The sequence below is a fragment of the Microcystis panniformis FACHB-1757 genome, assembly GCF_001264245.1.
Taxonomy (GTDB): Bacteria; Cyanobacteriota; Cyanobacteriia; order Cyanobacteriales; family Microcystaceae; genus Microcystis; species Microcystis panniformis.
The window spans coordinates 4264028-4287749 of record NZ_CP011339.1; the positions used below are offsets into that span (position 1 = coordinate 4264028).

18 protein-coding genes, 1 other RNA gene and 5 pseudogenes are annotated in these 23722 nt (G+C 43.5%); 9 read left to right on the top strand and 15 right to left on the bottom strand.

What is annotated here, in order from left to right:
* Positions 1-186: 186 nt before the first annotated feature.
* Positions 187-1123: pseudogene (locus tag VL20_RS20395) on the bottom strand (IS110-like element ISMae40 family transposase).
* A gap of 390 nt (positions 1124-1513) precedes the next feature.
* On the opposite strand from VL20_RS20395, the gene VL20_RS20400 reads away from it, so the two are divergent.
* Positions 1514-2557: an IS630 family transposase gene (locus VL20_RS20400; RefSeq protein ID WP_052277606.1), complete on the top strand. Its 1044-nt coding sequence runs from the start codon at positions 1514-1516 to the stop codon at positions 2555-2557.
* Positions 2558-2750: 193 nt separating this feature from the next.
* On the opposite strand, the gene ssrS is transcribed toward VL20_RS20400, so the two are convergent.
* The 5 genes from ssrS to VL20_RS20420 form a co-directional block, all read right to left on the bottom strand.
* Positions 2751-2938, bottom strand: a non-coding RNA gene (ssrS, locus tag VL20_RS29750) — 6S RNA.
* Positions 2939-3184: 246 nt separating this feature from the next.
* Positions 3185-4276: a D-alanine--D-alanine ligase family protein gene (locus VL20_RS20405; RefSeq protein ID WP_052277607.1), complete on the bottom strand. Its 1092-nt coding sequence runs from the start codon at positions 4274-4276 to the stop codon at positions 3185-3187.
* 3 nt (positions 4277-4279) lie between these two features.
* Positions 4280-5689, bottom strand: a complete 1410-nt coding sequence (locus tag VL20_RS20410) for an ATP-grasp domain-containing protein (protein WP_002794104.1) — start codon at positions 5687-5689, stop codon at positions 4280-4282.
* Positions 5690-5714: 25 nt separating this feature from the next.
* Positions 5715-6518 (bottom strand): O-methyltransferase, encoded by an 804-nt coding sequence (locus tag VL20_RS20415; protein ID WP_002794105.1) that lies wholly within the window; start codon positions 6516-6518, stop codon positions 5715-5717.
* Entirely contained in the window at positions 6515-7747 is a 1233-nt protein-coding gene (locus VL20_RS20420) for a sedoheptulose 7-phosphate cyclase (protein ID WP_002790069.1), read from the bottom strand. Before VL20_RS20420 ends, VL20_RS20415 begins: the two co-directional genes overlap by 4 nt.
* Before the next feature lie 172 nt (positions 7748-7919).
* On the opposite strand from VL20_RS20420, the gene VL20_RS33875 reads away from it, so the two are divergent.
* Entirely contained in the window at positions 7920-8825 is a 906-nt protein-coding gene (locus VL20_RS33875; RefSeq protein ID WP_334311333.1) for an element excision factor XisH family protein, read from the top strand.
* Complete coding sequence (locus VL20_RS20430) at positions 8813-9148, top strand: XisI protein (protein WP_002790072.1); 336 nt, start codon at positions 8813-8815, stop codon at positions 9146-9148. The genes VL20_RS33875 and VL20_RS20430 overlap by 13 nt, the downstream gene beginning before the upstream one ends.
* 270 nt (positions 9149-9418) lie before the next feature.
* Here VL20_RS20430 and VL20_RS20435 read toward each other — a convergent pair whose 3' ends face one another.
* The 6 genes and pseudogenes from VL20_RS20435 to VL20_RS20460 all read right to left on the bottom strand — a co-directional run.
* Positions 9419-9745: a hypothetical protein gene (locus VL20_RS20435; protein WP_052277608.1), complete on the bottom strand. Its 327-nt coding sequence runs from the start codon at positions 9743-9745 to the stop codon at positions 9419-9421.
* Between the two features lie 59 nt (positions 9746-9804).
* Positions 9805-10005 carry a hypothetical protein gene (locus VL20_RS20440; protein ID WP_002790520.1) on the bottom strand — a complete coding sequence of 67 codons (201 nt, stop codon included), beginning with the start codon at positions 10003-10005 and terminating at the stop codon, positions 9805-9807.
* A 228-nt stretch (positions 10006-10233) separates the two neighbouring features.
* Positions 10234-12045 carry a group II intron reverse transcriptase/maturase gene (gene ltrA / locus VL20_RS20445; RefSeq protein ID WP_052275675.1) on the bottom strand — a complete coding sequence of 604 codons (1812 nt, stop codon included), beginning with the start codon at positions 12043-12045 and terminating at the stop codon, positions 10234-10236.
* A gap of 670 nt (positions 12046-12715) precedes the next feature.
* Positions 12716-13561: pseudogene (locus tag VL20_RS20450) on the bottom strand (RNA-guided endonuclease InsQ/TnpB family protein); the annotation flags it as partial.
* A 31-nt stretch (positions 13562-13592) separates the two neighbouring features.
* Positions 13593-14747 (bottom strand): ISL3 family transposase, encoded by a 1155-nt coding sequence (locus VL20_RS20455; protein ID WP_052275591.1) that lies wholly within the window; start codon positions 14745-14747, stop codon positions 13593-13595.
* A gap of 57 nt (positions 14748-14804) precedes the next feature.
* A pseudogene (locus VL20_RS20460) lies at positions 14805-15063 on the bottom strand (RNA-guided endonuclease TnpB family protein); the annotation flags it as partial.
* A gap of 487 nt (positions 15064-15550) precedes the next feature.
* Here VL20_RS20460 and VL20_RS20465 point away from each other — a divergent pair.
* On the top strand, positions 15551-16840 hold the full coding sequence (locus VL20_RS20465; protein WP_052277610.1) for a M16 family metallopeptidase: 1290 nt from the start codon (positions 15551-15553) through the stop codon (positions 16838-16840).
* Positions 16841-17220: 380 nt separating this feature from the next.
* The gene (locus tag VL20_RS20470) at positions 17221-18408 is read left to right on the top strand and encodes an RNA-guided endonuclease InsQ/TnpB family protein (RefSeq protein ID WP_052277611.1); all 1188 of its coding nucleotides are present in this window, start codon (positions 17221-17223) and stop codon (positions 18406-18408) included.
* 43 nt (positions 18409-18451) lie between these two features.
* Here the strand turns inward: VL20_RS20470 and VL20_RS20475 are convergent, their stop codons facing one another.
* A complete protein-coding gene (locus VL20_RS20475) occupies positions 18452-18670 on the bottom strand; it encodes a DUF433 domain-containing protein (protein ID WP_052277612.1) in 219 nt (72 codons plus the stop codon).
* Positions 18671-19224: 554 nt separating this feature from the next.
* On the opposite strand from VL20_RS20475, the gene VL20_RS20480 reads away from it, so the two are divergent.
* Together VL20_RS20480 and VL20_RS20485 are read left to right on the top strand one after the other, a co-directional pair.
* Positions 19225-20085 (top strand): fructosamine kinase family protein, encoded by an 861-nt coding sequence (locus tag VL20_RS20480; protein WP_052277613.1) that lies wholly within the window; start codon positions 19225-19227, stop codon positions 20083-20085.
* A 35-nt stretch (positions 20086-20120) separates the two neighbouring features.
* Complete coding sequence (locus VL20_RS20485; RefSeq protein WP_052277614.1) at positions 20121-20711, top strand: Uma2 family endonuclease; 591 nt, start codon at positions 20121-20123, stop codon at positions 20709-20711.
* Here the strand turns inward: VL20_RS20485 and murG are convergent.
* A pseudogene (gene murG, locus VL20_RS20490) lies at positions 20693-21765 on the bottom strand (undecaprenyldiphospho-muramoylpentapeptide beta-N-acetylglucosaminyltransferase). The gene VL20_RS20485 and the pseudogene murG overlap by 19 nt on opposite strands.
* A gap of 77 nt (positions 21766-21842) precedes the next feature.
* Here murG and VL20_RS20495 point away from each other — a divergent pair.
* Complete coding sequence (locus tag VL20_RS20495; protein ID WP_052277615.1) at positions 21843-22649, top strand: hypothetical protein; 807 nt, start codon at positions 21843-21845, stop codon at positions 22647-22649.
* 38 nt (positions 22650-22687) lie between these two features.
* Positions 22688-22903, top strand: a pseudogene (locus VL20_RS20500) (cation:proton antiporter domain-containing protein); the annotation flags it as partial.
* A 399-nt stretch (positions 22904-23302) separates the two neighbouring features.
* Here the strand turns inward: VL20_RS20500 and VL20_RS20505 are convergent.
* A complete protein-coding gene (locus VL20_RS20505) occupies positions 23303-23512 on the bottom strand; it encodes an MFS transporter (protein ID WP_043996232.1) in 210 nt (69 codons plus the stop codon).
* Positions 23513-23722 lie beyond the last annotated feature (210 nt).

Consider the following 23722-nt stretch of genomic DNA (forward strand, 5'->3'; position numbering starts at 1 on the left):
GCCCGCGCATTTAAATTGCTTGTTGAGATGAGGCACTCTTGCACTCTTGCAAGAGTCAACAGAACGTAGCGATTGTCTTAAAAGTCAAGGGGAATAAAGAAAATCTTTTGTACCCCAAATAGGCAAGACAAAGTAACGGCACCAGTCATCCGTTTTGTCAGCGATGAAATTGTTCGGAAAACTGGACTAAGCGGGTGCTTGCCAGCATTTATTATCACGAATCATGGCATTGAGGATAACCAGCAATTTCCTCATACAGGCAACTAAGGCCACCTTTTTCAACTTGCCATTGGTCAACAACCGTTCGTAGAACTTCCGAATCACCGGGTTATGACGAATGGCTACCAATGTGGCCATGTACAAGCCACAGCGAACCGAGGTGCGTCCCCCCGAAATCATGCGTTTACCCTTGTGCTGGCCACTATCGTGGTTGATAGGAGCGACCCCGACCAGCCGGGCAATCTGTTTTTCGCCAGAGTGTTCCCATCTCGGGTAATTCCGCCAAACATAGGGCAGATGAAACTTTGCCGATCCCTTTAACGGATTGTAAGATTTCATTTTTGCCTTGCCAATCGGCTTGCTGTTGGGCGAGGGACTGAATCTGCTCGTTGAGGCTTTCAATACGCTGTTGGATTTCCTCAATATGGGCTTTGATATCTAGTTGCACCGTCTCAGACGCACGACTGAGGCGGTTTTTCTCCGCCACCTGCATCTCCACCAACTGCTGTCGTCGTCGTACTAGGTCGCTCAATTGTTGGGCTTGGGGGGCAACCACGGGTTGGGGTTGGGGTTGCACGGCTCGTGCGAATTGAGCGATTACCTGTGCGTCCAATTTGTCCGTTTTTGCTTTCCCCAATGCCGTCGCAAACCCTTTGACCTTGCGGGGGTTGGCGATCGCTACCGGTATGGTGGCGGCTTGTAAGCCCGATACGAGTGCGCGCTCTAATCCACCCGTCGATTCCACCACCACCAAACTCGGTGAGAGAGGATGTAATTGTTCAATCAGCGATTGAACGCCAACGTCGCTGTTGGGTTGTTGCAAGGTCAGACCTTGCGGCAACACGTAGATATCTAGAACCTCTTTACTGACATCGATCCCTACCCATGTTTTTTCTTCTGTCATCGTTTATGCTGGGGTTAAGTTATTTTGTCCCTTTGGTAACTCGTCCTTGCGAAGACGAGGTTAATCCTAAGGGCGATTGTTCGAGCTTGTCTCCTCGGGATGACGGCGTGGCTCCGGTGGCTACCCAACGGTGTCAAGCACCTCGGTTGAACTGGATGTCCACGCCCTTTTTCAGAATATAGGCACCCAAGCTACAAAGCGGTATTTTTTACCTAGGTTGGGACGGGTTGCCTACTTCTCAAGATACAAGGTTGGGTTGAGGAACGAAACCCAATGCCCGCATGGGTTACGCTACCGCTATACTTTGCACGGCTACAACTTGCATTTTTTACTCAAGGACAATAATATAGTTTAAGAGTCATAATTAGAAGCAAAGCACTCATTAAAAACATGATTAACCTAGAATTCACGGAAGAAGAAAAGAACTCACTGTATTATGAAAGATTTCATCATCCCCATCCCCGGGTTCAACTGAAGATGGAAGTTCTCTGGTTAAAAAGCCAAAAGATACCGCACCAAAAAATTTGTCAGTTAGCAGGAATCTCGCCAAATACCTTATTAACCTATCTTCGAGATGAGCAAGAGGGCGGAATAGAAAAATTAAAAGAAATCAACTTCTATCGCCCTAAAAGTGAATTAGAGTCTCAAAAAGAAACCCTCAAAAAATACTTCGAGAAAAATCCACCAGCCACAATAAATGAAGCTGTATATAGGATAGAAGAATTGACGGGAATAAAACGAAGTCCTACCCAAGTGAGAAAATTTTTAAAATCAATGGGAATGAAATGTTTAAAAGTAGGTTCTCTTCCTTCTAAAGCTGACCCAGATGAACAAGAGGACTACAAAGAAAAAAAGCTAGAACCCAGACTAAATGAGGCAAAAGAAGGAAAAAGGGCTGTTTTTTTTGTTGATGCCGCTCACTTCGTCATGGGAGCATTTCTCGGTTTTGTTTGGTGTTTTGAGAGACTTTTTGTTAAGTCACCGAGCGGGCGTAAACGCTTCAATGTTTTAGGAGCATTAAATGCAATAACTCATGAAGTTATTCTGGTAACATATGACACTTATATTACGGCAACTCAAGTCTGTGAACTCCGGTCAAAAATAGCTGCTTTAGGACTAATGATTCCCATCACTCTAGTCTTAGATAATGCCCGCTATCAAAAATGTAAAATTGTTGAAGAATTGGCTCTTTCTTTGTCAATAGAGCTGCTCTATCTGCCGTCTTATTCACCTAATCTAAATTTAATTGAAAGGCTGTGGAAATTGGTCAAAAAGAAATGTTTATATGGTAAATATTATGAAAACTTTTCTGACTTTTCTTCAGCCATTTATGAATGTTTGAATGATGCCCATTTGAAACATAAAAAAGAACTGGATTCCTTGCTGACTCTACGATTTCAGAAGTTTAATAAATCTCAGATTATGAACGTCTAAAGTATAACCCATCCTACAAATAATTTGCCTCCCTACTTAAGCTGTTGACTATCTAAATTACTCGTTAAGATTGCAGGGGAGCAGGGAGAGGCAGTTTGAGCATTTGTACTAAAATTTCCAATACGGAGTTTAAATTCAGTACAGCTTACAGTGCTTATGCCCAGAATTTGACCTATATATGCTCGAAAAACTTGAAAAGACCGCTACGCCGTTTTACCTAAGTTTATGACCTGGGTTAACCAGGTGGGAACTTATATTACGCGTTTCTGTTTCCGAGTACAAGCTCGGTTTACTACCACACGAATTGGTTATTTGCTCCCTTATCACAATCAAGCATAGATCAAAAAACTTGAAAGGCAGTCACCAACGTAGAAGCCCGATTTGTTTTCATCATAGCATTTTTTTTTCTCAGAGGCAAGAGGGGAGATTCAGTGATCAGTGATCAGTTATCAGTGATCAGATTTGAGTTTTCAGTTTACTTTTTACCGATCACAGCCAAAAAGCCTGCCAAAACCCAGCAATTCCCAGTAGATCCGTATGGGGGAAGTTCAGCTAAAAGAAGTTTGAAACGCTTGCTTGGCAATGCTTTGAAAATTTCATGGCTATTTGGGCAACCCGAATGTCCTGCTAAGAATAAGTTTCGGCTTTTGTGTCAATCTGCGCGATCATGGGGCGATCGCCCAAAGAGGCAGCCTCTCCCGCCACTGCCATCTGCACCATATTTTGAAACAGGTCTGTCAATGAAATTCCAGCAGCCTGAGCCATCATTGGAATGACGCTTTTCTGAGCAAACGAACAATACAAACCTGCTTCTAAAAACCACGGCTGTCCGTGTGGATCGATCCGAAAATCAAACAAACTGTAATGCCGACAGCCCAAAGCAACGTGACATTGTTTTGCGAGCGCCCAAACTCGCTGAGTCACTGGATCCCTAGGATCAACAATCCACGCCTTGGTTTTCTCCTTAGCAGCACAATCCAAACTACCATCTTCATTTTGCTTGAGTTTATCTGCATAAGTCCGAATCGGATGAGTTTCGGGATTCACGGCGTACTCTTCTAGCGGCAAGCAAACTAACTCGCCCGCTTGCACAATCACCCCACAGCGAACTTCTCGACCCAGTTCGATAAACTCCTCAACTAAGACTTCATCTGCATACTCAAAGGCAGTTGCTAAAGCAGCATCTCCATCGGTTGTCTCGGTAACTAAACTCAAACCCAATGAATTATCGGAATGGTTCGGCTTAATAATCGACGGACGGGATACAGATAAGCAATCGCCTCGATGCAGAACCTTGCCAGCGGGCACGGTCACCCCGGCTGCGGAGACAACCGCTTTCGTCTTTGCCTTATCTGCGGCTAACGCCATTAGCTCAGCCGAATTTCCCACATAGGGAATTTTGAGCAGATCGAATAGCGCACGGTACTGAGTCATTCCGGGCAGGCAGAACATTTGGGGTACCATCACATCGATCTGAAGTTGAATTAAAACCGCGACCGCTTCAGGGACTGAAACTGAGGGAGTCTGGGCGATCTCGGCATTGTCTAAAGATTTGGGAAACCGCCACCTCAAATCTGGCGACACGTAGGCAATGTGGAACTCATAGAGGTCTGGATTCGCCGTATTTTGTAGACAATCTTGGGCATAGAGTCGCGACAACTCACAGTAAAAATCGCTCACAGCAGAGCCAACTAGATGCAAAATCTGCAATTTTTCCATGCTCTAGTCTCCTCCCAGTTCAACAAGCTTGCCAATGTTGAAGTCAATCCGAATCCATTCACTGCCGCGCCGAAAACTTCCCAGCAGTAATAGCGGAATCTGCCAATGATGCACCATTAAAAAAGGGAGGGGATCGTCCCACTCAAAGATGGCATCTTTGCCGTTGACGAGAATCTGTAATCGTTGCCTGAGCATCTTTGGAGAAAGTAGCTGGGTTAGCAATCTCCAAACTTCGTGATAAGTCCAATAGGTTGGGCGGCTAGAGGCAAGTGGCTGAGCCATCTGGGGGAGTGGATGTAGATTTAGATAAGCCTGTGCTACATCAGGATGGTTGTAGAACATCGTGATGGCAGAGTGTGTGCGCGGATTGCATTCGATCGCATAAACCTGTCCATCATCTGCTGCCTGAATGAAGTCGAAAGACACTTGTCCCGTAAGGTTCAGCCCCTTGACAAAGGCGAGAATCCACCGTTCAATCTCAGAATGATCAACGTGTTCGTAGTTGACCTGAAACGCTGAAGACTTGCAGCAGCAGTGAAGCTGCACGTGTCCTTGACGAACAGTACTATGGGTACAATATTCTTGCCCTGGAATATACTCCTGCATAATCCAGGGATTTGCTTCAGAAATGGGCAGCGATCGCACAAAAGTCGCCGTTTCCTCAGCGGTCGGACGGGGCAACTGCGTCAGATCCAATCGCCGCACTGAATCGTAAGGAATGCTTTTGAGGATATAGGGACGCTTTGCCTTACTAAAATCAAAGTCAATCACCTGCTGAGGATGGGTGATGCGATGGGATTTTGGCACGCTTAACCCTAGGGTTCCTGCGGCGATCGCAAAGGCGTACTTATCATCCAGTTGCTTGAGCCTCTCCACATCCACATGCATGACGGTGCAATGGGGCGCAAGCATTTCGGCAATGAGCGCATCATAATAACTGGCAACGGGGCTACAAACGGGAACGTAAACAGTAACGTTTTCTTTTTGCACAATCTCCAGTAATGCCTGAGCATACTGGGACGATTGCGGTTTGGGTATGGTGTAGAACCGATCAACGCACCGAGAAAAGCGGTGTCCGGTTAACCAGTACTTGTGCATCTCCACTAGGATGACTCGGTGCCCTGCTTTGTGAAATGATCGCGCAAGCTGCAAGGCTTTAGTCATCTTGCCGCCGCTAATGAGAACCGTTTGCGGATTTACCGTGGTTGAACGCAAAGCGCTCGCTACGCGAGATCGCGCCGGGCGAAGAACTAGCGATCTCAGCAAAGCAATCGACACGAGGGTAACGTTGAACGGCAATGCCAGCAGCAGCAAAGTAAGAGTGGCAAGGGTTTTTAAGCGCGATCTCACCCCGATGCTGCCCGCACTGACCGCTGGCTCAGAGAGAAGCTTAACGGGAGCGGTTTTTATCATAGGTTTAAGTGGGCGGATTAATGGACTACATACGCCGAATCAAGGTCAAGCCGTCTCGCAGAGGTAGCAGGACTTGCTCAACTCGTGGATCGTGGCTCAGGGTTTGGTTGAACTGTGCGATCGCCTTGCCATTGGGCGTAGGCGTTTCCGAGAGATAGGGCTGCCCCTGCATCAAAGTATTGTCCGCACAGATTAACCCGTTTGGAGCTAACAGCGAGGTAGTCAAGAGCAGATTGAGGTAGTCGATGTAACCTGCTTTATCGGCATCAATAAAGACTAGATCGAACACCTCTCCTGCCTCTGCAAGCTGCTTCAGGGTTTCAAGAGCAGGCGCCACCTTGACTACGATTTTGTGTCCGGCCGTCGACTCGTTAAAACACTGCCGCGCAAATTCAGCCACATAAGCATCAACTTCACAAGCCACGACCTGTCCATCGCTGGGCAATGCCTCTGCCATCGCTAGAGCCGAATAGCCCGTAAACATGCCAATCTCTAGCACCCGTTGCGCTTGCGTCAAATGCACCAGAAATTTGAGCATTTGACCTTCCACATGCCCCGATAGCATTTCCTGCTCTAGCTGGCGCACTGTTTCACCATCCGTAAATCGCTTGCTCCAGTCCTCCGCTTGAGTCCGTTGCACCAAGGCAGCCAAGGCAGGCGATTCGGGTGTCGTACAAACATCCAAATACGGGTCGAGTCCGCAAGCTAGGGCACAGACTTGCTGCAATTCAGCTTTGAAAACCGGATCAAGCCCATCGATCGACTCGGCGCGACCGACCAAGGCTGCTAACTTCGCTGAGATAATTCCAACGGGCGTAACGGGTCTCATACGCCTGCTCCCTCTAAGGCTGGCTCGAGGCGCACGTACATATCCTCACCATTGCCCTGACGAGGATAGTTTTGAGCGATCGCTCGGTGAACCGCTAAGGCCTTGTCCAACTCAGATCGCGTTAGGTCGTTCATAAACACGCATTGCCCAATCGGGCGGGGAGCCGCTGCTCGCTGCAAACCATCGCGAGTCCGCGTAATTGCTTCGGTCGCTTTCCACAGGAGTTCTGGGGTGAGATAGGGGCTATCGATCGCCAGCCCCAATCGGCTCATTAAGCCTAAAATGCGATTGCGGTCTTCAACCGAAATATAGCCGCGCAACTGGGCGATTGTCGCCGTAAATGCCATATCAATGTTGACGCTATGACCGTGCAACATCGGGGGTTCTGGCGTTAATTCTAGCGTCGGACTCCAGGTATGACCGTAAGCAATCACTCGATCCAAATCTAGCTCATGCAGGTTGGGCACCTCTAGCTCTAACATGGCTTGAATTGCCTTGTAAGTCAGACGGTGCCCTACAGCTTGCAACTCAGGGGTGCCATTCAGATAGCCAAAACGGCTGTGCAGCAATGCCGCACCATGTTCTTCTAGCAGCTCAAAGATTTCTTGATTGCCCACAACTGCAATCTTGATTAACTCTGCCATTCCGTTGCGAATTTGATCGATCGGCAAAGTTCCCAAAAATGAGAAATCAAGAATCACCTTTTGAGAGGCATGATACGCACCAAGACGATTCTTTAGTTTGCCGTGATTGACAGCAACCTTAATCGCCACGCTAGCATCAATCAAGCCAATCAAGCTTGTGGGCACGCGAATGTAGTTGGTTTTGCGACGATAGGCAGAACAAGCGAACCCAGCAACATCGGTCGTGAGTCCGCCACCCACAACCAAAACAGGCTCCTTACGCACCAGTCCAAAGTCGGCAAACGCATCGACAATCTTCTCGAAAGTTCTCAGAGTCTTTTCAGGCTCTTTGATACTGACTTGAAAAACAGTCAAATCGATTTGATAGTGAGCGAAGTACTGATCGATCTGCTGGCGATACAAACCGTAAACAGTTTGATCAATCACCATCAAGCAGCGTCTGAATGGTGCATAACTTTCGGCAATTTCGGGATTCCCAATTTTGAAAGCACCGTTTACATAGAGCAAACTGAAATCAATCTTTTCGTAGCCTTGAATATGAAAGGCACAATCTGTGGACGTAAAAGTAGCCTTGATGCCTGCCATAAGGTTTCATTCTGAGATTCTGTTACAAAGGTAACAGAATCTCAGAATTTATTCAACATCTTCTGCCAAAACCCAGCAATTCCCAATTCAAACGGTAGCACAGAATACAGAACCAGTCTTACTCTTGCCTTTCAAAATGGAGTGAAGGGTTTGAACAGTGGGTTTCGGGGGAATGGAAGTCAAACAACTGGGTTTTATGGGGATGCTGAGCTATTTCCAGCTAGTTATCCCTGGGATAACTGAGCCTCGAAGTGCCAGCAATGCTACCCGCTACAGTCTGAAAGACGCAATATTAGGGGCATTCGCCGCCTTTTTTCGCCAGAATGAATCATTTCTAGAAGATCAGCGTCAACTTAATAGTTATTGTGGACGAGATAATGCTCAAAGTCTGTTTGGTTTGGTCAATATCCCGACAGTAGAGCAGACGCGGAACATCCTCGATGGAATAGCCGCAAAGCATCTTTTTCCCCTGTTCAGATGGATTGATCAAGGGCTGAAAGACCAAGGCTATTTGAGGGGGTTTGAGGCGTTGGATGGCAACTTACTCGTCGCCCTAGATGCTACTCAGTACTATAGTTCAGAGAAAATTAGTTGTCCTTATTGCTCAAGCCGCACCTCAAAACAGGGAAAGATAACCTATCAAATCAGGAGAAAGGTAAAATTGGCTAAAGATTTAGTTTATCAAGCAGCCAAAAATGCTTTGATCAAAGATAATTGGTTAATTACTCATGACCCTTATACGATAAGTTTTGGAGGGGTGAATATGGCTGTTGATTTAGGCGCAGAAAAGCTGATTGCTGCGACTAAAGATCATCAAAAGATTGCCGTAGAAATTAAAAGTTTTTTAGAGGGGTCTTCAGCGATCTCAGAATTTCATACTGCTCTAGGACAATTTATTAATTATCGGGCGGTTTTAAAGAGAAAAGATCCAGATAGAGTCTTGTTTTTAGCTATTCCTAGTTTTACTTACGACACTTTTTTCTCTTTAGATTTTACCCAATTGATGATGAGAGAAAACCATTTAAAATTAATTATTTTTTCGCCAAGTCAGGAGGTAATTTTAAGATGGATAAATTAGCAAAATATCGTCAATTAGTCAAAAATATTCTCTCAGAATATACTCAATATAAACCCACTGGTAATGATTTAGAGATTCAAGCTATTTTTGATGAACAAAAAGAACATTATCAGGTCGTTACTTTTGGGTGGGAAGGCGAAAAGTATGTACATTATTGTCTTATTCATATTGACCTCAAGTCTGATAAAATTTGGATTCAATGGAATATGACAGAACAAGATATTGCTGAAGATTTAGTTAAACTAGGTGTTCCTAAAAAAGATATTGTCATTGGCTTTCATCCTCCTATACTTCGTCAATTGACCGATTATGCAGTAGGATAAATTAGTTTATCCTACTGCAATTAATCCCAGTTAGTTGTCTGGTTCTTGGGGGTTATCTGTGGGTGATTTTGCTTTTTTTGATAGGATACCTTTTACTTTTATTGCGGCTAAACCTAGTCCGAGTAATCCTAGACCAAAGACATTAGAAGCCTCAGGAACACTCTTTGGAGGCTGAGAAGCGATAGATCCATACTGCAAATGATCTATACTGATACCTACACTTATTAAAGTTTGGGAAATAAATGGATATCTTTGAAATTCCTTCTGGATTTATAACTCCGAAGAAACGATCGTCACCCGTGGTTCCATCAAATCTTCCATAAAATCAGGATTACCAATTAAAACGGGTAATCCACTGGCACTAGAGGCTGTTACACCCGGAGTATTTAGAAGACCATCTTCAAAGTTTTCAAGATAGAAATAGTTAAAATTTACACTCTTAAAGGGGCTATCATTAAAGCTTAAGTAGGGAGTCGGTCCCAAGATAATAGGAACCGCATTGGCAACCTGACTTTCTAAAGTTATGAAACCTAGAGATATCGTAGCAGTTACGACAACCATTTTAGATACGATGATCATTGCATTTTGACGATTCATGATGAATTTTCTCCTTGATTTGATTACTTCAAAACTTTGACAATCGAACTCAACCCTAATTAAATTTGAGACCTTAATTGTGGAGGACTGATTTTCTCCAGATATGCTGGCAAATCATCCAGAGAAAGCAATGTCAAAAAACTTAACTTAGTTTTATTGATTTTCTCCAAAAAACCTAACACCTTACCCTCAGACATCTCAGCATTAATCTCCACAAAAACATAACCAACTCTGTCCGTTGACACTCCCATCGCGCTCATGCGAAGGATTCTTGGTTCATAGAGTTTCCTTAATCTGGCAGGACGTATCCAGCCAAACCAGAGGGAATCTCTCCCCAAGCGTATTAGTTTCGGTGTGTCCCACCGTACTTAGTCCCTTTTTGAGAATGATTAAAGTCAGTAAGAGAGTCGCCTCTCCTACTGCTCTACAAAACGGAACGTGACAATTTCTCGTCATTCCGCTCCTCAACTACACGGGGTTTGTCATTCCTACGTCATTACCAACATATCCTTTACCCAGATGTAATTATCTGGTATGGGCGGTTCTGGCTTGACACTATTGCAGTCAGATTTGTTGCCTAGACTGCCATCATTGGCTGTCTTTTCATCATGGCAATGTCGATGAAGAAGTTGGAGGTTATTGTAACTGTTATTCCCCCCTAGTGATTTAGGGGTGATGTGGTCTATCTCCATTAAATCCCCATCTCTTAAGAAGTGTCCACAGTGAGTACATTTCCCTTTTTGCTTTTTCAACAGTTTTGAAATTTCTGTTGGCATTTCGGGATGAGTCCCCATTCTTGAACTCCAATAAACTAGGTTTCCATCGTAGGGTGAGGCGTTCCCTTTGACCTTCACATAGCGTCGGATTTCCGTTTCTCTATGTTCGTACAACCTTAGAGGATTATTTTCTTCTCTGGTTGTGAAAGCCCAGTTATTGCCACCTATTGTGTGAAAGTGTCTTTTAGAAATCCACTTTCTTCCTTTGTTTCGATGGCGTTTTATCCCCCATTTGATGAGTTTATGCCCTAGGATGTGGGTTAATCTTTCAAAGATTTTCTGACTAACCACTGTTGAGAAGTAATTGCACCATCCTCTTATTACAGGGTTTAACCTTTTAATGAGTTCAGCTTGGTTGATTCCCTTGCTGGTGTTTATGATGCGTTTAAGTTCTCTATAGTGTCTTATTTGACTCTCTTTGTTAGGGGTTATTATTGTTTTGAAACCAAGCAGATTACCTCTGACTTTTCCCGAGGTGTATTTACCGACGGGAAATTGTCTTATATTAAACCCTAGAAAGTCGAATCCAGCTTGTTCGCTTTCATCTTCTCTCAGTGTGTGGGCTATTCTTGTTTTACTTGGTTTTAACTCAAGTCCGATGTTTTGTAACCATCCCTCTATTTCCTTTTTGATTAGGAGAATAACCCCTAGGTTTTCATGTAGTACCACAAAATCGTCTGCATATCGGATTAAGGTCACTGATTTTATTTTGTCTCTAACACTCATTTGTGTCCCGTCTTTGCGTTTCATGTCAAATGAGGGTGCTAGATTCATAACCAATTCCTCTAACCCATGAAGTGCTATATTTGCCAATAATGGCGATAACACTCCGCCTTGCGGTGTACCTTCTGAGGTTGGGAATAACTGTTTGTCGTCTATGACTCCTGCTTTTAACCATGATTTGATTTGTTTCCTCATGGTTGGGTAGGTGTTAAGTTTTTCTAACAGTTTTTGATGGTCAATGCGGTCAAAGCATTTAGCTATATCTGCATCAAGAACATACTTTGCCTTTTTGTTAATGGCTTGGAATATCCCTGCTATAGCATCGTGACAAGAGCGTCCTACTCTAAATCCATAGCTGTTAGGCTCGAATTTGGCTTCCCACTCTGGTTCTAGTACCAGTTTAGCTAGTGCTTGTAAGGCACGGTCTTTCATGGTAGGTATTCCTAAAGGTCGTTTTTCGCCGTTGGGTTTGGGAATCCATACTCGGCGTGTGGGTTTGACCTTTGTTCCCAAGTTTAGTTCAGTCATTAGGGTTAACCGTTGTTTTGGGGTTAGAGATTTAACTCCATCCACACCTGCGGTTTTCTTTCCTTGATTGTCTTGGGTTACTCTACGCACCGCTAACGCTTTAGCACTGTAGGACTTTAACAATAATTTTTGGAGTCTGTGAACCTTCTTGACATCTCCACAACTAGACGCTCTGAAAATTCGTTTTTGTAACTTAAAAACCTGACGTTCAACCTTTTTCCAATTGATGTCTTGCCAAGTCTTCCATTTATCCATCTGTTGAACAGTGGTCATAACTTTTACATTACTACTTACAACTTTTCATTCCATGTAATCGTGAGTCCGTCTGCATATCCTATTCGTTACAAATAGGCGTTGGCTTTTGACTCAATCTTTCCCTACTATTACCTGCTGTATTGCAGAGTTTTCGTCTTAGCTGACTGCTCTTAGTTTTCGACCTTTACTAAAGAGTAATAATAGGGTTACTTCGTTCCTCTTAACCTTTGGTTTGTTCCCTTTAGGATGTCATCTTTTTACCGAGTTTTTGGGTAACGCTTGGTATATCGATACAAATCCTTATACCACCCTATACTATTGACCTTTTGGTACTGGCAGTGTGTCAGCCTTATTTCACTGCTTCGCCGTAACGGTAATTCGGACGATGACTTAACTTTCGTTATCCATAGGAACTTGCTTACGGTTGACTTATTTAGGCTATAAGTCGCTTTTTCCGCTCGATTCCCTGCTTTACGGATTGATGGCTAGTCGCTACCGTAAGGGCGTTTGCTTTCATTCCTGCGTCTGGAAGGTAAGACTTGGGGTTTCTAGGATACTAGCCCTCACTTACAAGGTTATGAAGTTGTCATCTGCTGAGGATTAAAGTGCGTACTCAACCCAGTTAGGGTTACTCAACAGAGGCCAGTCATCCCCCTATTTCTAGGTTTCGACTGAACGAATCGCACTTGATAGCGGCGTTAATGTCTCTATCTTCTACATAACCACAATGGGGACAAGTATGGGTTCTCGTAGATAGAGATTTAGGGACTTTTTGACCACAATTAGAACAATTTTGACTCGTGTTATGGGGTGGTACTGCTACCGTAGCCTTACCATATTTAAACCCAAAATATTCTAACCATTGTCGAAAAATAGACCAAGCCACATCATTAATAGATTTAGCTAGTTTAGAGTTTTTTACCATGCCTTGAATATTTAAGTTGACCTGAGCGATAAAATCGTTAGATTTAATGACGCGCAATGCCTCTTTTTCGACAAAGCCTTTACGTTGCCTACTTACTCTTAAATGCTTTCTAGCATACCTCTTTCTAGCCTTTTGGTAGTTGTTTGATTGGGGTTGACCTTTTCTAAATTTTTTAGATTTCTTCCGATTTAGACGGTTTAATCTTTTTTCTGCTTGGCGATAGTATTGCGGTATTTCTACTGTTTCCCCATCACTGTTAGCGTAGAAAACTTTTAAACCTACATCCAATCCTACACATCTTTTTGTTGGTTCTAGCGGTTTAGCATATTCCCGAATATCAACGCTAAGACAGAATTGGACATAATAACCATCCGCTCGTTTAACAATCCTAACTCGTTTAATTTGGTCAATAGGGTAAAAGTTTAAGTCTCTGGTTCCTTTCAGTTTAACCGTGCCAATGTTTTTCTTATCTGTGAAAGTTATTTTCTTTCTATCCTCCGATAGTTTCCACCCAGAGTTTTTATATTCCACAGAACGATTATTTTTCTGAAACTTGGGATAACCTTTTTTACCTTTAACCTTTTTCTTACAATTGTCATAGAAACGGGCGGCTCTTCTGGTTTTCGTGTGTTAATTTTTGTTATGAATTAAAGCAAGCAAACAGCTTAAGTCGAAGATGTTCAAAATTGGTAAATCCATAACTCATTCTTTTAATAAGCTTTATTTTGGTATTCATTCCCTCAATTAATCCGTTGGTTGTCTGATTTTCAAAGTAATTACAAATACCTGGCAAATGCTTCTGGATCATCCTGGCACTACTTTCATATAATATCCCGCCTATTCTTATCCATTTTTCCAATTTTCTCTCAGCACCTCTGAACGTTCTACTACTTTGATAAATTTGTCTAATTTCTTCTTTCATTTCCCCGGCTATTCCTAAGCATGGATGTTCTTTCAGAATAACTTCTAGTTGTTGTTTTTGCTCGTCCTTTAAGTCCTCTTTATTCTTCCATAATAAATGAGGTAATCCTTTTTCATGCACCCCCATTAACTTTCTCAATTTATTAAGCTCGTCATTGATGATAGCCATTACATGAAAACGGTCATAGATGATTTTAGCATTGGGAAATAATTCCTTGATCACTGCTGTAAATCCTGACCACATATCGACGCTCACTTCTTTCACTTTCTCCCGAACTGCGTCTGGCTGTGCTTTTAAGGCTTCCATTAATTCTTCTTGCTTATGTCCTTTAATCACATCTAGTAAAATTTTCTTGTCCATATCTACGACCGTTGTGATGAAATCTTTATGTCCTTTTAAGTTACTAAATTCATCTAAGCTTATTCGTTCTGGTGCTTCCCACTCTTCCTTTTCTAGTTCTTTAGCACAGTGATTAAATATTAACTCAACTTCTGACCATCCTAACCCTTCTTCTCGACTTATTTCTTCGATGCTACAATTTTTTACTCTCTCATAAATCATCGATTCATAGCGAATTGTATGATGCTGTCTTAATCTCATAAAACTCAGTCTTTCGCTGATATACTTTTGGCACTTTTGACAATGAAACTGACGGCGTGGTACTTCTAAATATACTGGATTACCTAATATTGACAAGTCTCTGACTAGATTATACTCTGTCTGATTGATTCTGTCTAAGGTTTGATGGCAATTCGGACATTCAATTGTTTCATTTAAAAGAGCAAGCTTTAGGAAAATTGTCTGAGCAATTTTTTGATAATTGACCACTGTTACATTTGGTAAATCGAGGAGTTGATCAAAATTTATCCACATAACCCACCTCCTGTTCTGTGTTACTATTATACCATGCTCACACAGAACCTAGAAGAGCCAACGGGCAATAGCTGACCAAGCTCGTTCGGCCGATGCTTGTCTAGCAGTAGAATTTAGAGTATCGACAAAATTGAACTGAATGGCCGCGAACTGCACAATATTTATTGAGAGAATATTGATCAATTTTGTCTTCTCTCTTGGCATCCATCCAAAGCCTTAAAGCCTTATTACGGATGAATTGTACTGTACGAATAGCTTCATCAATGGCAGAACACTGACTTGGTTTGATCACGGCTTTCATTTCTAAGACAATCATTGTTTATCGACCTTGTTTATCGACCTCAAACAACTTATTTTAAGTTAACCTGTATAGCATCGGATTGTCAAGATTTTGTAAACACTGAGCTTTTACATTGAAGCCCCTCGAAATGTCGTGCTTCGCTGTTTTATACTGGTCGGGGTTTCATCCCGTCGCTTGAGCGCGAGGGTCTTCACCCCGACATTCAAGATAAAACCTCCTCTACCGAATCACCACCAAAACCTGATTTAGGGGTTACAAAGGTGAGATGCTCCCCTTTTAGACTTTATGCTCGATGATGCCATCCCTAGGGCTCTTGTTAATTCTTCTTGATGTTGGATTGGGATGTACCAGGCAGAAGGGTTTGATGTTCCGTATCATTTGCTACATTCTGAATTTGGAATTGCTGGCCAACACCTGATCTTGTTGGCTCTGTGAAAGTCTGGGACTACAATAGAGAAAAGTGACAATTTTTGCCAGAGTGATTACCGAGGACTAATAAAGAATGACGGCTATCCTAGGGAAACCTGCCACGCTCAACACTCCGATTCTGCACCGTCTTGCCAATGGTTTGACGATTATTGCCGAAAGTCAACCGGTAGAAGCGGTTAATCTCAATGTTTGGCTGCAGGTCGGCTCGGCCTTAGAATCGGATCAGATCAATGGGATGGCTCATTTTCTCGAACACATGGTTTTTAAGGGAACCCCTAACTTAGACAGTGGCGAATTTGAACGGGCGATCGAATCGAGGGGAGCGGTGACTAATGCCGCTACTAGCCAAGAATACACCCATTATTACATTACCACTGCCCCGCAGGACTTCGCCCATCTGGCCCCGCTGCAGCTAGAAGTGGTTTTAGACGCTTTAATCCCTGATGAAGCTTTTGAGCGGGAAAGACAGGTGATTTTAGAAGAAATTCGTCGTTCTCAGGATAATCCCCGTCGGCGCACTTTTTATCGCACCATGGAGACTTGTTTTCAAGTTTTACCCTATCGTCGTCCGGTGTTGGGTCCGATGGCAGTGATTGAAAATCTTACTGCTCAACAAATGCGCGATTTTCATCGGACTTGGTATCGTCCCGAATGGATGACGGTGGCGGTGGTGGGTAATTTGCCTGTAGATGATTTAATGGCTATTGTGAGGGATTCTTTAGATACTTTAGGCAGTAAGGGCAATTCTGGGCTTATTTCTCATCCTATCGCTAATCTACAGCCCGAAGCTCCCTTTAACGAGATTATCCGTCAAGAATACGAGGATGAAAATTTGCAGCAGGCCCGCTTAATCCTATTTTGGAAAGTGCCGGGGTTGAGAGACTTAGAAAAAACCTATCCTCTCGATGTTTTAGCGGCTATTCTGGGTCAGGGCAAGGTATCGCGATTATTTCAGTCTCTGCGCCAAGAAAAGGGCTTAGTTTCCCAAATAACTGCCAGTAATATGTCCCAAGCAGTGCAAGGGGTGTTTTCCGTGTCGGCCCAATTAGCCTCGGAAAATATCGAGCAAGTGGAGAGAGAGGTGGTAGCACAGATTGGACAAATTCAACAGGAAGCTGTGACAGTTTCTGAACTGGAACGAGTTAAAACTCAAGTGGCCAATCGGTTTATTTTTAGCAATGAAAGACCGAGCGATCGGGCTAACCTTTACGGTTATTATCATACTCAGATCGGTGATTTACAACCGGCTTTTTGTTATCCCCAACACATTGAAGCTCTCACTTTAGAGGATATTCAAAATGCCTGTCAAGAGTATTTAAATCCTAACGCTTACGGTGTGGTGGTGGTAAGACCAATTCAGTGAACAGTAATCAGTAATCAGTAATAATGTAGGGTGCGTTTTTGCGGCAATAACCTTGAATAAAAAAACCAAATTAGCAATCCGCGCCCCACGCACCAGTTAAGTAAGTAATCTCAATTAATTGCTAGACCGCTAAAGTTTTTGGATTGAATCACGGTAGTTTAGATTCATTACTGGAGGGCATATTAGGTTGGCTCAAGCTCTGAAATTCCTTGTTCTATGACGCACGATTTTGTCTGCCGCTTTACCCGTTGCTCTGCCAGCACTTACGCTATTCGCTACTCTCAGTCATCGAAAATTTGGGTCTGAAACCCCGTCGTTCTACGACGGCTTTACTGTTAAATATGAGCATCGTTTACGAAATATATGCTAAAATATGAGACATGGAAAAAGCCTATTCGTTTCGATTTTACCCAACACCCGAACAAGAGTCGCTATTGCGGCGCACTTTGGGCTGTGTAAGATTAGTTTACAACAAAGCTCTCCACGAACGAACACAAGCTTGGTACGAAAAGCAAGAAAGAGTAGGCTACGCTCAAACTTCTTCAATGTTGACCGATTGGAAAAAGCAAGAAGAATTAGACTTTTTAAACGAAGTTAGCTGTGTACCTTTACAACAAGGGTTAAGACATTTACAAACAGCTTTTACTAATTTCTTTGCTGGTCGTACTAAGTATCCTAACTTTAAGAAAAAACATCAGGGAGGAAGTGCCGAATTTACCAAATCAGCCTTTAAATTTAAAGACAAACAAATCTATTTAGCTAAATGCACAGAACCTTTACCTATTCGATGGTCAAGACAAATCCCAGAAAGCTGTGAACCAAGCACAGTAACAGTCAGATTACATCCTTCTGGACGTTGGCATATTTCAATTAGATTTGATGACCCAACAATTAAGCCATTACCAGTAACAGATAAAGCCATCGGAATTGACTTAGGAATTAGTAGCCTCGTGATTACCAGCGATGGCGATAAAGTGTCTAATCCCAAGCATTTTAAGAAACATTATCAGAGGTTGCGAAGAGCAGCGAAAAATCTTTCTAGAAAACAGAAGGGGTCAAAAAATCGGGAAAAAGCAAGAATCAAAGTAGCCAGAATTCACGCTCAAATCAACGATAGCAGAAAAGACCATTTACATAAGCTAACCACTCAATTAGTTCGTGAAAACAAAACGATTGTGGTTGAGAATTTAGCCGTCAAGAATATGGTCAAAAACCCGAAATTATCTCAGGCAATATCTGATGTTAGTTGGGGAGAAATAACCCGACAATTAGCCTATAAATGCCGTTGGTATGGGAGAAACTACATCGAAATAGATAGATGGTTTCCTAGCTCTAAAAGATGTAGTAATTGCGGGTATATTGCTGAAAAAATGCCGTTAAATGTTCGAGAATGGGACTGTCCAGACTGTGGGACTCACCATGACCGAGATGTTAACGCTAGTAAAAATATTTTGGCCGCAGGGCTTGCGGTGTCAGTCTGTAGAGCGACCATAAGACCAGAACAGAGTGAATCTGTTAAGGCAGGTGCGGAACCCCGCAAGGGACAGAAGCAGAAACCTAAATCGTGAGGTTTGGGAATCACCGTCCGTTCACGGCGGTGAGGATGTCAAGCTATGCCACCATGCCAATAACCTGTTTTCCAGCCTCCTCAAGTAGAGCAATAACCTGTTCTCTAGTTACAGTCGGAAATCCGTCCAAAAAATCATCTATGGATTCTCCCGCCTTGAGATAGTCCAGAAGCGTTTGAACAGGAACTCTAGTACCGGTAAAGACTGGAGTGCCACCCATAATCTCTGGAGATGCGCTAATGATTGAGGAGTCCCTAAGCATAAGTCTTTGACCTCTGGGTTCTATATTGATAGTCTATCAATTCTTTCTGCCCACAGTAGTTCCAAGTCAGGTAAACGGCGCGGTCTAACGTTAGATAGTGGGACAGGCTTCTGGTTCTTTGTATTTTATCTTTAATCGTAACCGGCTACTTAGCTAAAATAACTATTGCAAGAGTGCCTTTGTGCCTTTGGGAGCATCTCATTTATGCAAGTGAGTAATTATACTTATCCCTAAAACTGGTTTCCAGCAAGGCTTTCAAAATAGCTTGACATAAAAACCTGATTTAGGGGTTACAAAGGTGAGATGCTCCCAGTGCCTTTTGCCTGTTGTCTCTTGCCTTTTGCCTTCTAACTGATAACTGATAACCTATACTGAATTTAAACTGCGTATGGGAAATTTTAGTACAAATGCTCAAACTGCCTCTCCCTGATCCCCGCTCCCCGCTCCCCTGCAATCTTAACGAGTAATTTAGATAGTCAACAGCTTAACTGATAACTGATAACTGATAACTGATCACTGATCACTGATAACTGATAACTGATAACTGATAAACCATGTGGACTCAAATTGCCCGACATATTACCCAAACCACGGAAAAACCTTTTGAAATTGAGAAAAGTCATCCCGTTAGTGGTGGCTGCATCAATCAGGGTTATGCGGTCAGTGGCAATGGTTTAATTTATTTCGTTAAGATTAACCAAGCGAACCAAGAGGCCATGTTTGCCGCCGAAGCTTTAGGATTAAAGCAAATTCACGCTACCAAGACTATCAGGGTTCCGGAGCCAATTTGTTGGGGAATTGCCGAGAAATCTAGTTATTTAGTGCTAGAGTGGTTAGAATTCGGCGGTGGCAATAGCCAAAGCTGGGAAAAAATGGGGCAAAATTTAGCTCGTTTACATCAAGTTTCCCTGTCCGATCGCTTTGGTTGGCAGTGTAATAATACCATTGGTTCTACTCCCCAGATCAATACCGTTAGTAACAATTGGGCGGATTTTTTCGCTCATCAGCGTATTGGCTATCAATTAAGACTTGCGAAGGAGCGCGGCGGCAATTTTCCCGACGAGGATCAAGTTATTCCCGCTATTAGCGAGATTTTGAGTCAGCATCAACCCCATCCCTCCCTCGTCCACGGTGATTTGTGGTCGGGAAATGCGGCAATTACCGTCGATGGGGAACCGGTAATTTTAGACCCTGCCACCTATTGGGGAGACCGGGAGGTAGATTTAGCCATGACGGAACTTTTTGGCGGTTTTCCGGCGGCTTTTTATCGGGGTTATAACGATGTTTTCCCCCTCGATGCTGGTTATCAAAAGCGCAAAACTCTTTACAATCTCTACCATATTCTCAACCACTTTAATTTATTTGGTGGTGGTTACGCTTCCCAGGCCAATCGGATGTTGCAGGAAATTCTTTAAGGGTTTTACTTGTGAATATTTACCGAGGATAAATTATGTCTATTCGAGAAACTACTGTGATGAAAACTCCAGAGACAAAAGTATGGACTGATGCAGAGTTTATGGCGTTACCTGACGATGGTAATCGTTACGAATTGGTCAAGGGAGAGTTAATTAATCTGGGTAATTCTGGGGCTTTACACGGTTATATTGCCATTATTTTAAGTGCTGCTTTATTCGCTTTAGTAACATCTCGAAAACTAGGGGTATTATTGGACTCCAGCACTGCTTTTACTATGAAAAATGGCAATAAACGTTCTCCCGATATAGCTTTTTTTGCCAAGGAACGTCTGCAAGAATTGGAAGAATTGCCGACGGGTTTTTTAGAAGGTGGGCCCGATTTAGTGGTAGAAATTCTCTCTCCAGGGAATACAGTGGCAGAAATCGAGGACAAAATTGCCGAATATTTTGCCAATGGGACTCGTTTGCTCTGGGTTATCAGTCCAGGTCAACACTATGTCTTAGTTTATCGTTGCGGGTACGAACCGCGGGGATTATTAACATCAGGAGATTTTCTGGAGGGGGAAGATGTGGTTCCGGGGTTCACTTTTCCCGTGGCTGATTTGTTTCAAAAACTATCTTTTTGACTCTTTCTTCTCAACAAATCGGCTAATAAATCGGCACTATCACTAATGGCTAGATGAGAAGCTTGTTGGGCCATGGCGGACAATTTTTCGGGATTAGACCATAAATCCAGGACTAATTCGCCTAAAAACTGAGCAGTTAACTCATTTTGACGATAAAGATAAGCGGCTTGAGCTTCAGCGAAAACTTTGGCATTATAGAACTGATGGTCTTCGGCAGCAAAAGGATAGGGAATTAAAATCGAAGGCGTACAAGTGATCGCTAATTCTGTTAAAGTGCTGGCTCCGGAGCGACTGATAGCCAGATTAGCTCTTTGCCATAATCCCGCCATATTGTCGTAAAAAGGCCGGGAAAAATAGTTAGAATGGCGCAAACTATCCGCTTCGGGGTCGTTTTCTCCCGTGAGATGCACGATATAAATACCTTTTTCTAACCATTGGGGAGCGCTTTGTCGGACAATTTGATTAAGAGCCACGGCCCCTTGAGAACCACCGGCAACGACAATTAAAAAAGCAGTCTCTGGAATCGGTAAATCCAGGGACTGGGGAATGAGAAACTGCTCTCGTACAGGCGTACTAGCCCAAGTGGTGCGAGTGCCGGGTAAATAGCTGGCGGTTCCCTGAAAACCGAGGGCAACCGTATCGCACCAGCGACCGAGAACTTTCGTGACTTTGCCCGGTATGTAGTTAGATTCGTGTAGGATGACGGGAATATTGGCTAAACGAGCCGCTAAAATGGTCGGGCCCGCGATATAACCCCGGTGGTAAAAACTGCCGCTATCTGACGTTTTTTGATTAAACTACGCACTTGCCAAATGGCCCGCAGTTGACCGAACAGAATCTTGAGAGTTTTTAACCCCAAACGGGTTTGAAACCCCTCAATCGGGATAGTGTGCAGGGGGTAGGTTTTTGGAACTAAGGACTGTTCCAGACGGTCTGGAACTCCTAACCATTCAATCTCGTAATCCGGCAAGCGCTCGGCCAGGGCCAAAGCGGGAAATAAATGACCACCAGTACCACTAGCGGCAATCAAGAGACGGGTTGGAGTGCGTGCCATAATTCGAGAGAGGGTAAATTCAGTCCTAGAATGAAATAATCTACCATAGTTATCGATCCTTACACAAACTATCACTAATGCGTAACTTGAACACAATCCCCGATAAATTTTTTCGTCAATCCCTCAATTTTTCTCTATCGTTGCTGTTAGGTTTGGGGTTAACTTTTACCCTTGCCACCGGTCTGCGGGCCGAAAAGCCAGAAACTGCTCCAGCTAATTTAAAAACCCTTATCTCCAAAATTGAAACGGCGGCTAATGAGCGGGATATCAAGCAATTAATGGAGTTTTATAGTCCAAAATTTACTAATTCCGATGGCTTGACCTACGAAAAAACTAAAAAGGCTTTAACTCATTTTTGGGAACGTTATAACAATCTACAATACACCACGACTCTCGAATCTTGGAGTCGTTCCGGGGACAAGTTAACGGCCAATACAATTACTAAAATTACCGGGACAGGAAAGGTGCAGGGAAGAGTGGTGGGAATGAATGCTACGATTCGTTCTCGTCAACAATTTCAAGGGAATAAACTGGTTTATCAGGAGATTTTAAGCGAGAGAGTCGAGTTAAGCACCGGCAAAAATCCCCCCAGTATTCAAGTGAGAATTCCGGAAAGGGTGAAAGTGGGTCAAGAATTTGATTTTGATGTGATTGTTCGCCAACCTTTAGGGGATGATTTATTGGCCGGAGCGGCGATCGATGAGAAAGTAGATATTGAGCGTTATATTAATACAAAGCCTCTAGAATTGGAATTATTACAGTCCGGCGGTTTATTTAAGCGGGTAAAAGCGCCGGCAACACCAGAAAATCGTTGGTTATCGGCGATTTTAATTCAAGGAGATGGGATTGTTGTCGTTACTCAACGGGTTAAGGTAGAAAAGTAATTGTTATCTGGGTTTTGCGGCAAAAAGCTTGTTGGTGGGGTGTGGGTATGATTCCCCGGGGTGAGGTGGGTCTAGTTTTTGCCTGGATTGGCTCGGCCAGCGGAATTTTGGATAAGCCTTTGGAGGTGTCGATTATTATTATGGTAATCTTGACGACTTTCCTGGCCCCTCCCTTCCTCAGAATTGCTTTTGGTAAGACGGAATCTGTTGCCGAAACCCTAGAAAGCAAGGATTCGGCTAATCCTATTCCTTAATTTTGCGGGTAAAATCTGATTTTTTAGACGAGGCTGAAGCATTTTCAGCCTTTTTACAAATCTATGCTAAGGATCACCGGAGCGATCGAGGTAAGATTTGAGAGTATCTAATCTTTTTCCTATGTTCGAGCAGACATTTAAGAATATCGACGATATTCTCCGAAAAGAGGCGGGATGCGCAACGGAGTTAGATTACGCGGAACAGATCTCCTAGATTCTCTTTTTGAAGCAAATTTTGTAGAAATACAACTATCGTGGGGCGGACGAAAAGTAACGCGCAGGCGTAAGAACCACCTCTGTTTTGGATAACGCAAGGAATCTAAAGTAAGTGGACTTGTTGAACCAAGAATCCCGAAGCGCTTAGCGCGATGGGAGCGTCAAAGAGGTTATCGTCCATGGTCAGATTTTAGCGGTGCGATCGCCTCGGCGCACCTGACTCAAAATCAACCCTCCCAAGCCAAAAAACAGCAACAGGGAGATCACCGCCAATCTTTGATTACCGGTCACTGTACTAATTACCCCGAACAACAATGGACCGAAAATGGAGGACATCCGACCTGCCAAAGCATTAAACCCGAATAACTCCGTTGCTTGGTTCGCCTGAATCATCGGAAATTTTGGGTCTGAAACCCCGCCGTTCTAGGTTGGCTTTACGTTAGAATTAAAAGGCCAGTCTCGAAAACCAAGTGGACGGCGCAGCACCTTGAAAACTCGGCTTAGGGGGTTCCGACCAGAAAAGCTTGGCCGGGTAAAAAGTCGCGCGCAACAAGTACAAGAAGCTATAGGCGGTCAACGTACCGTGGGACACAGGGAATCGGG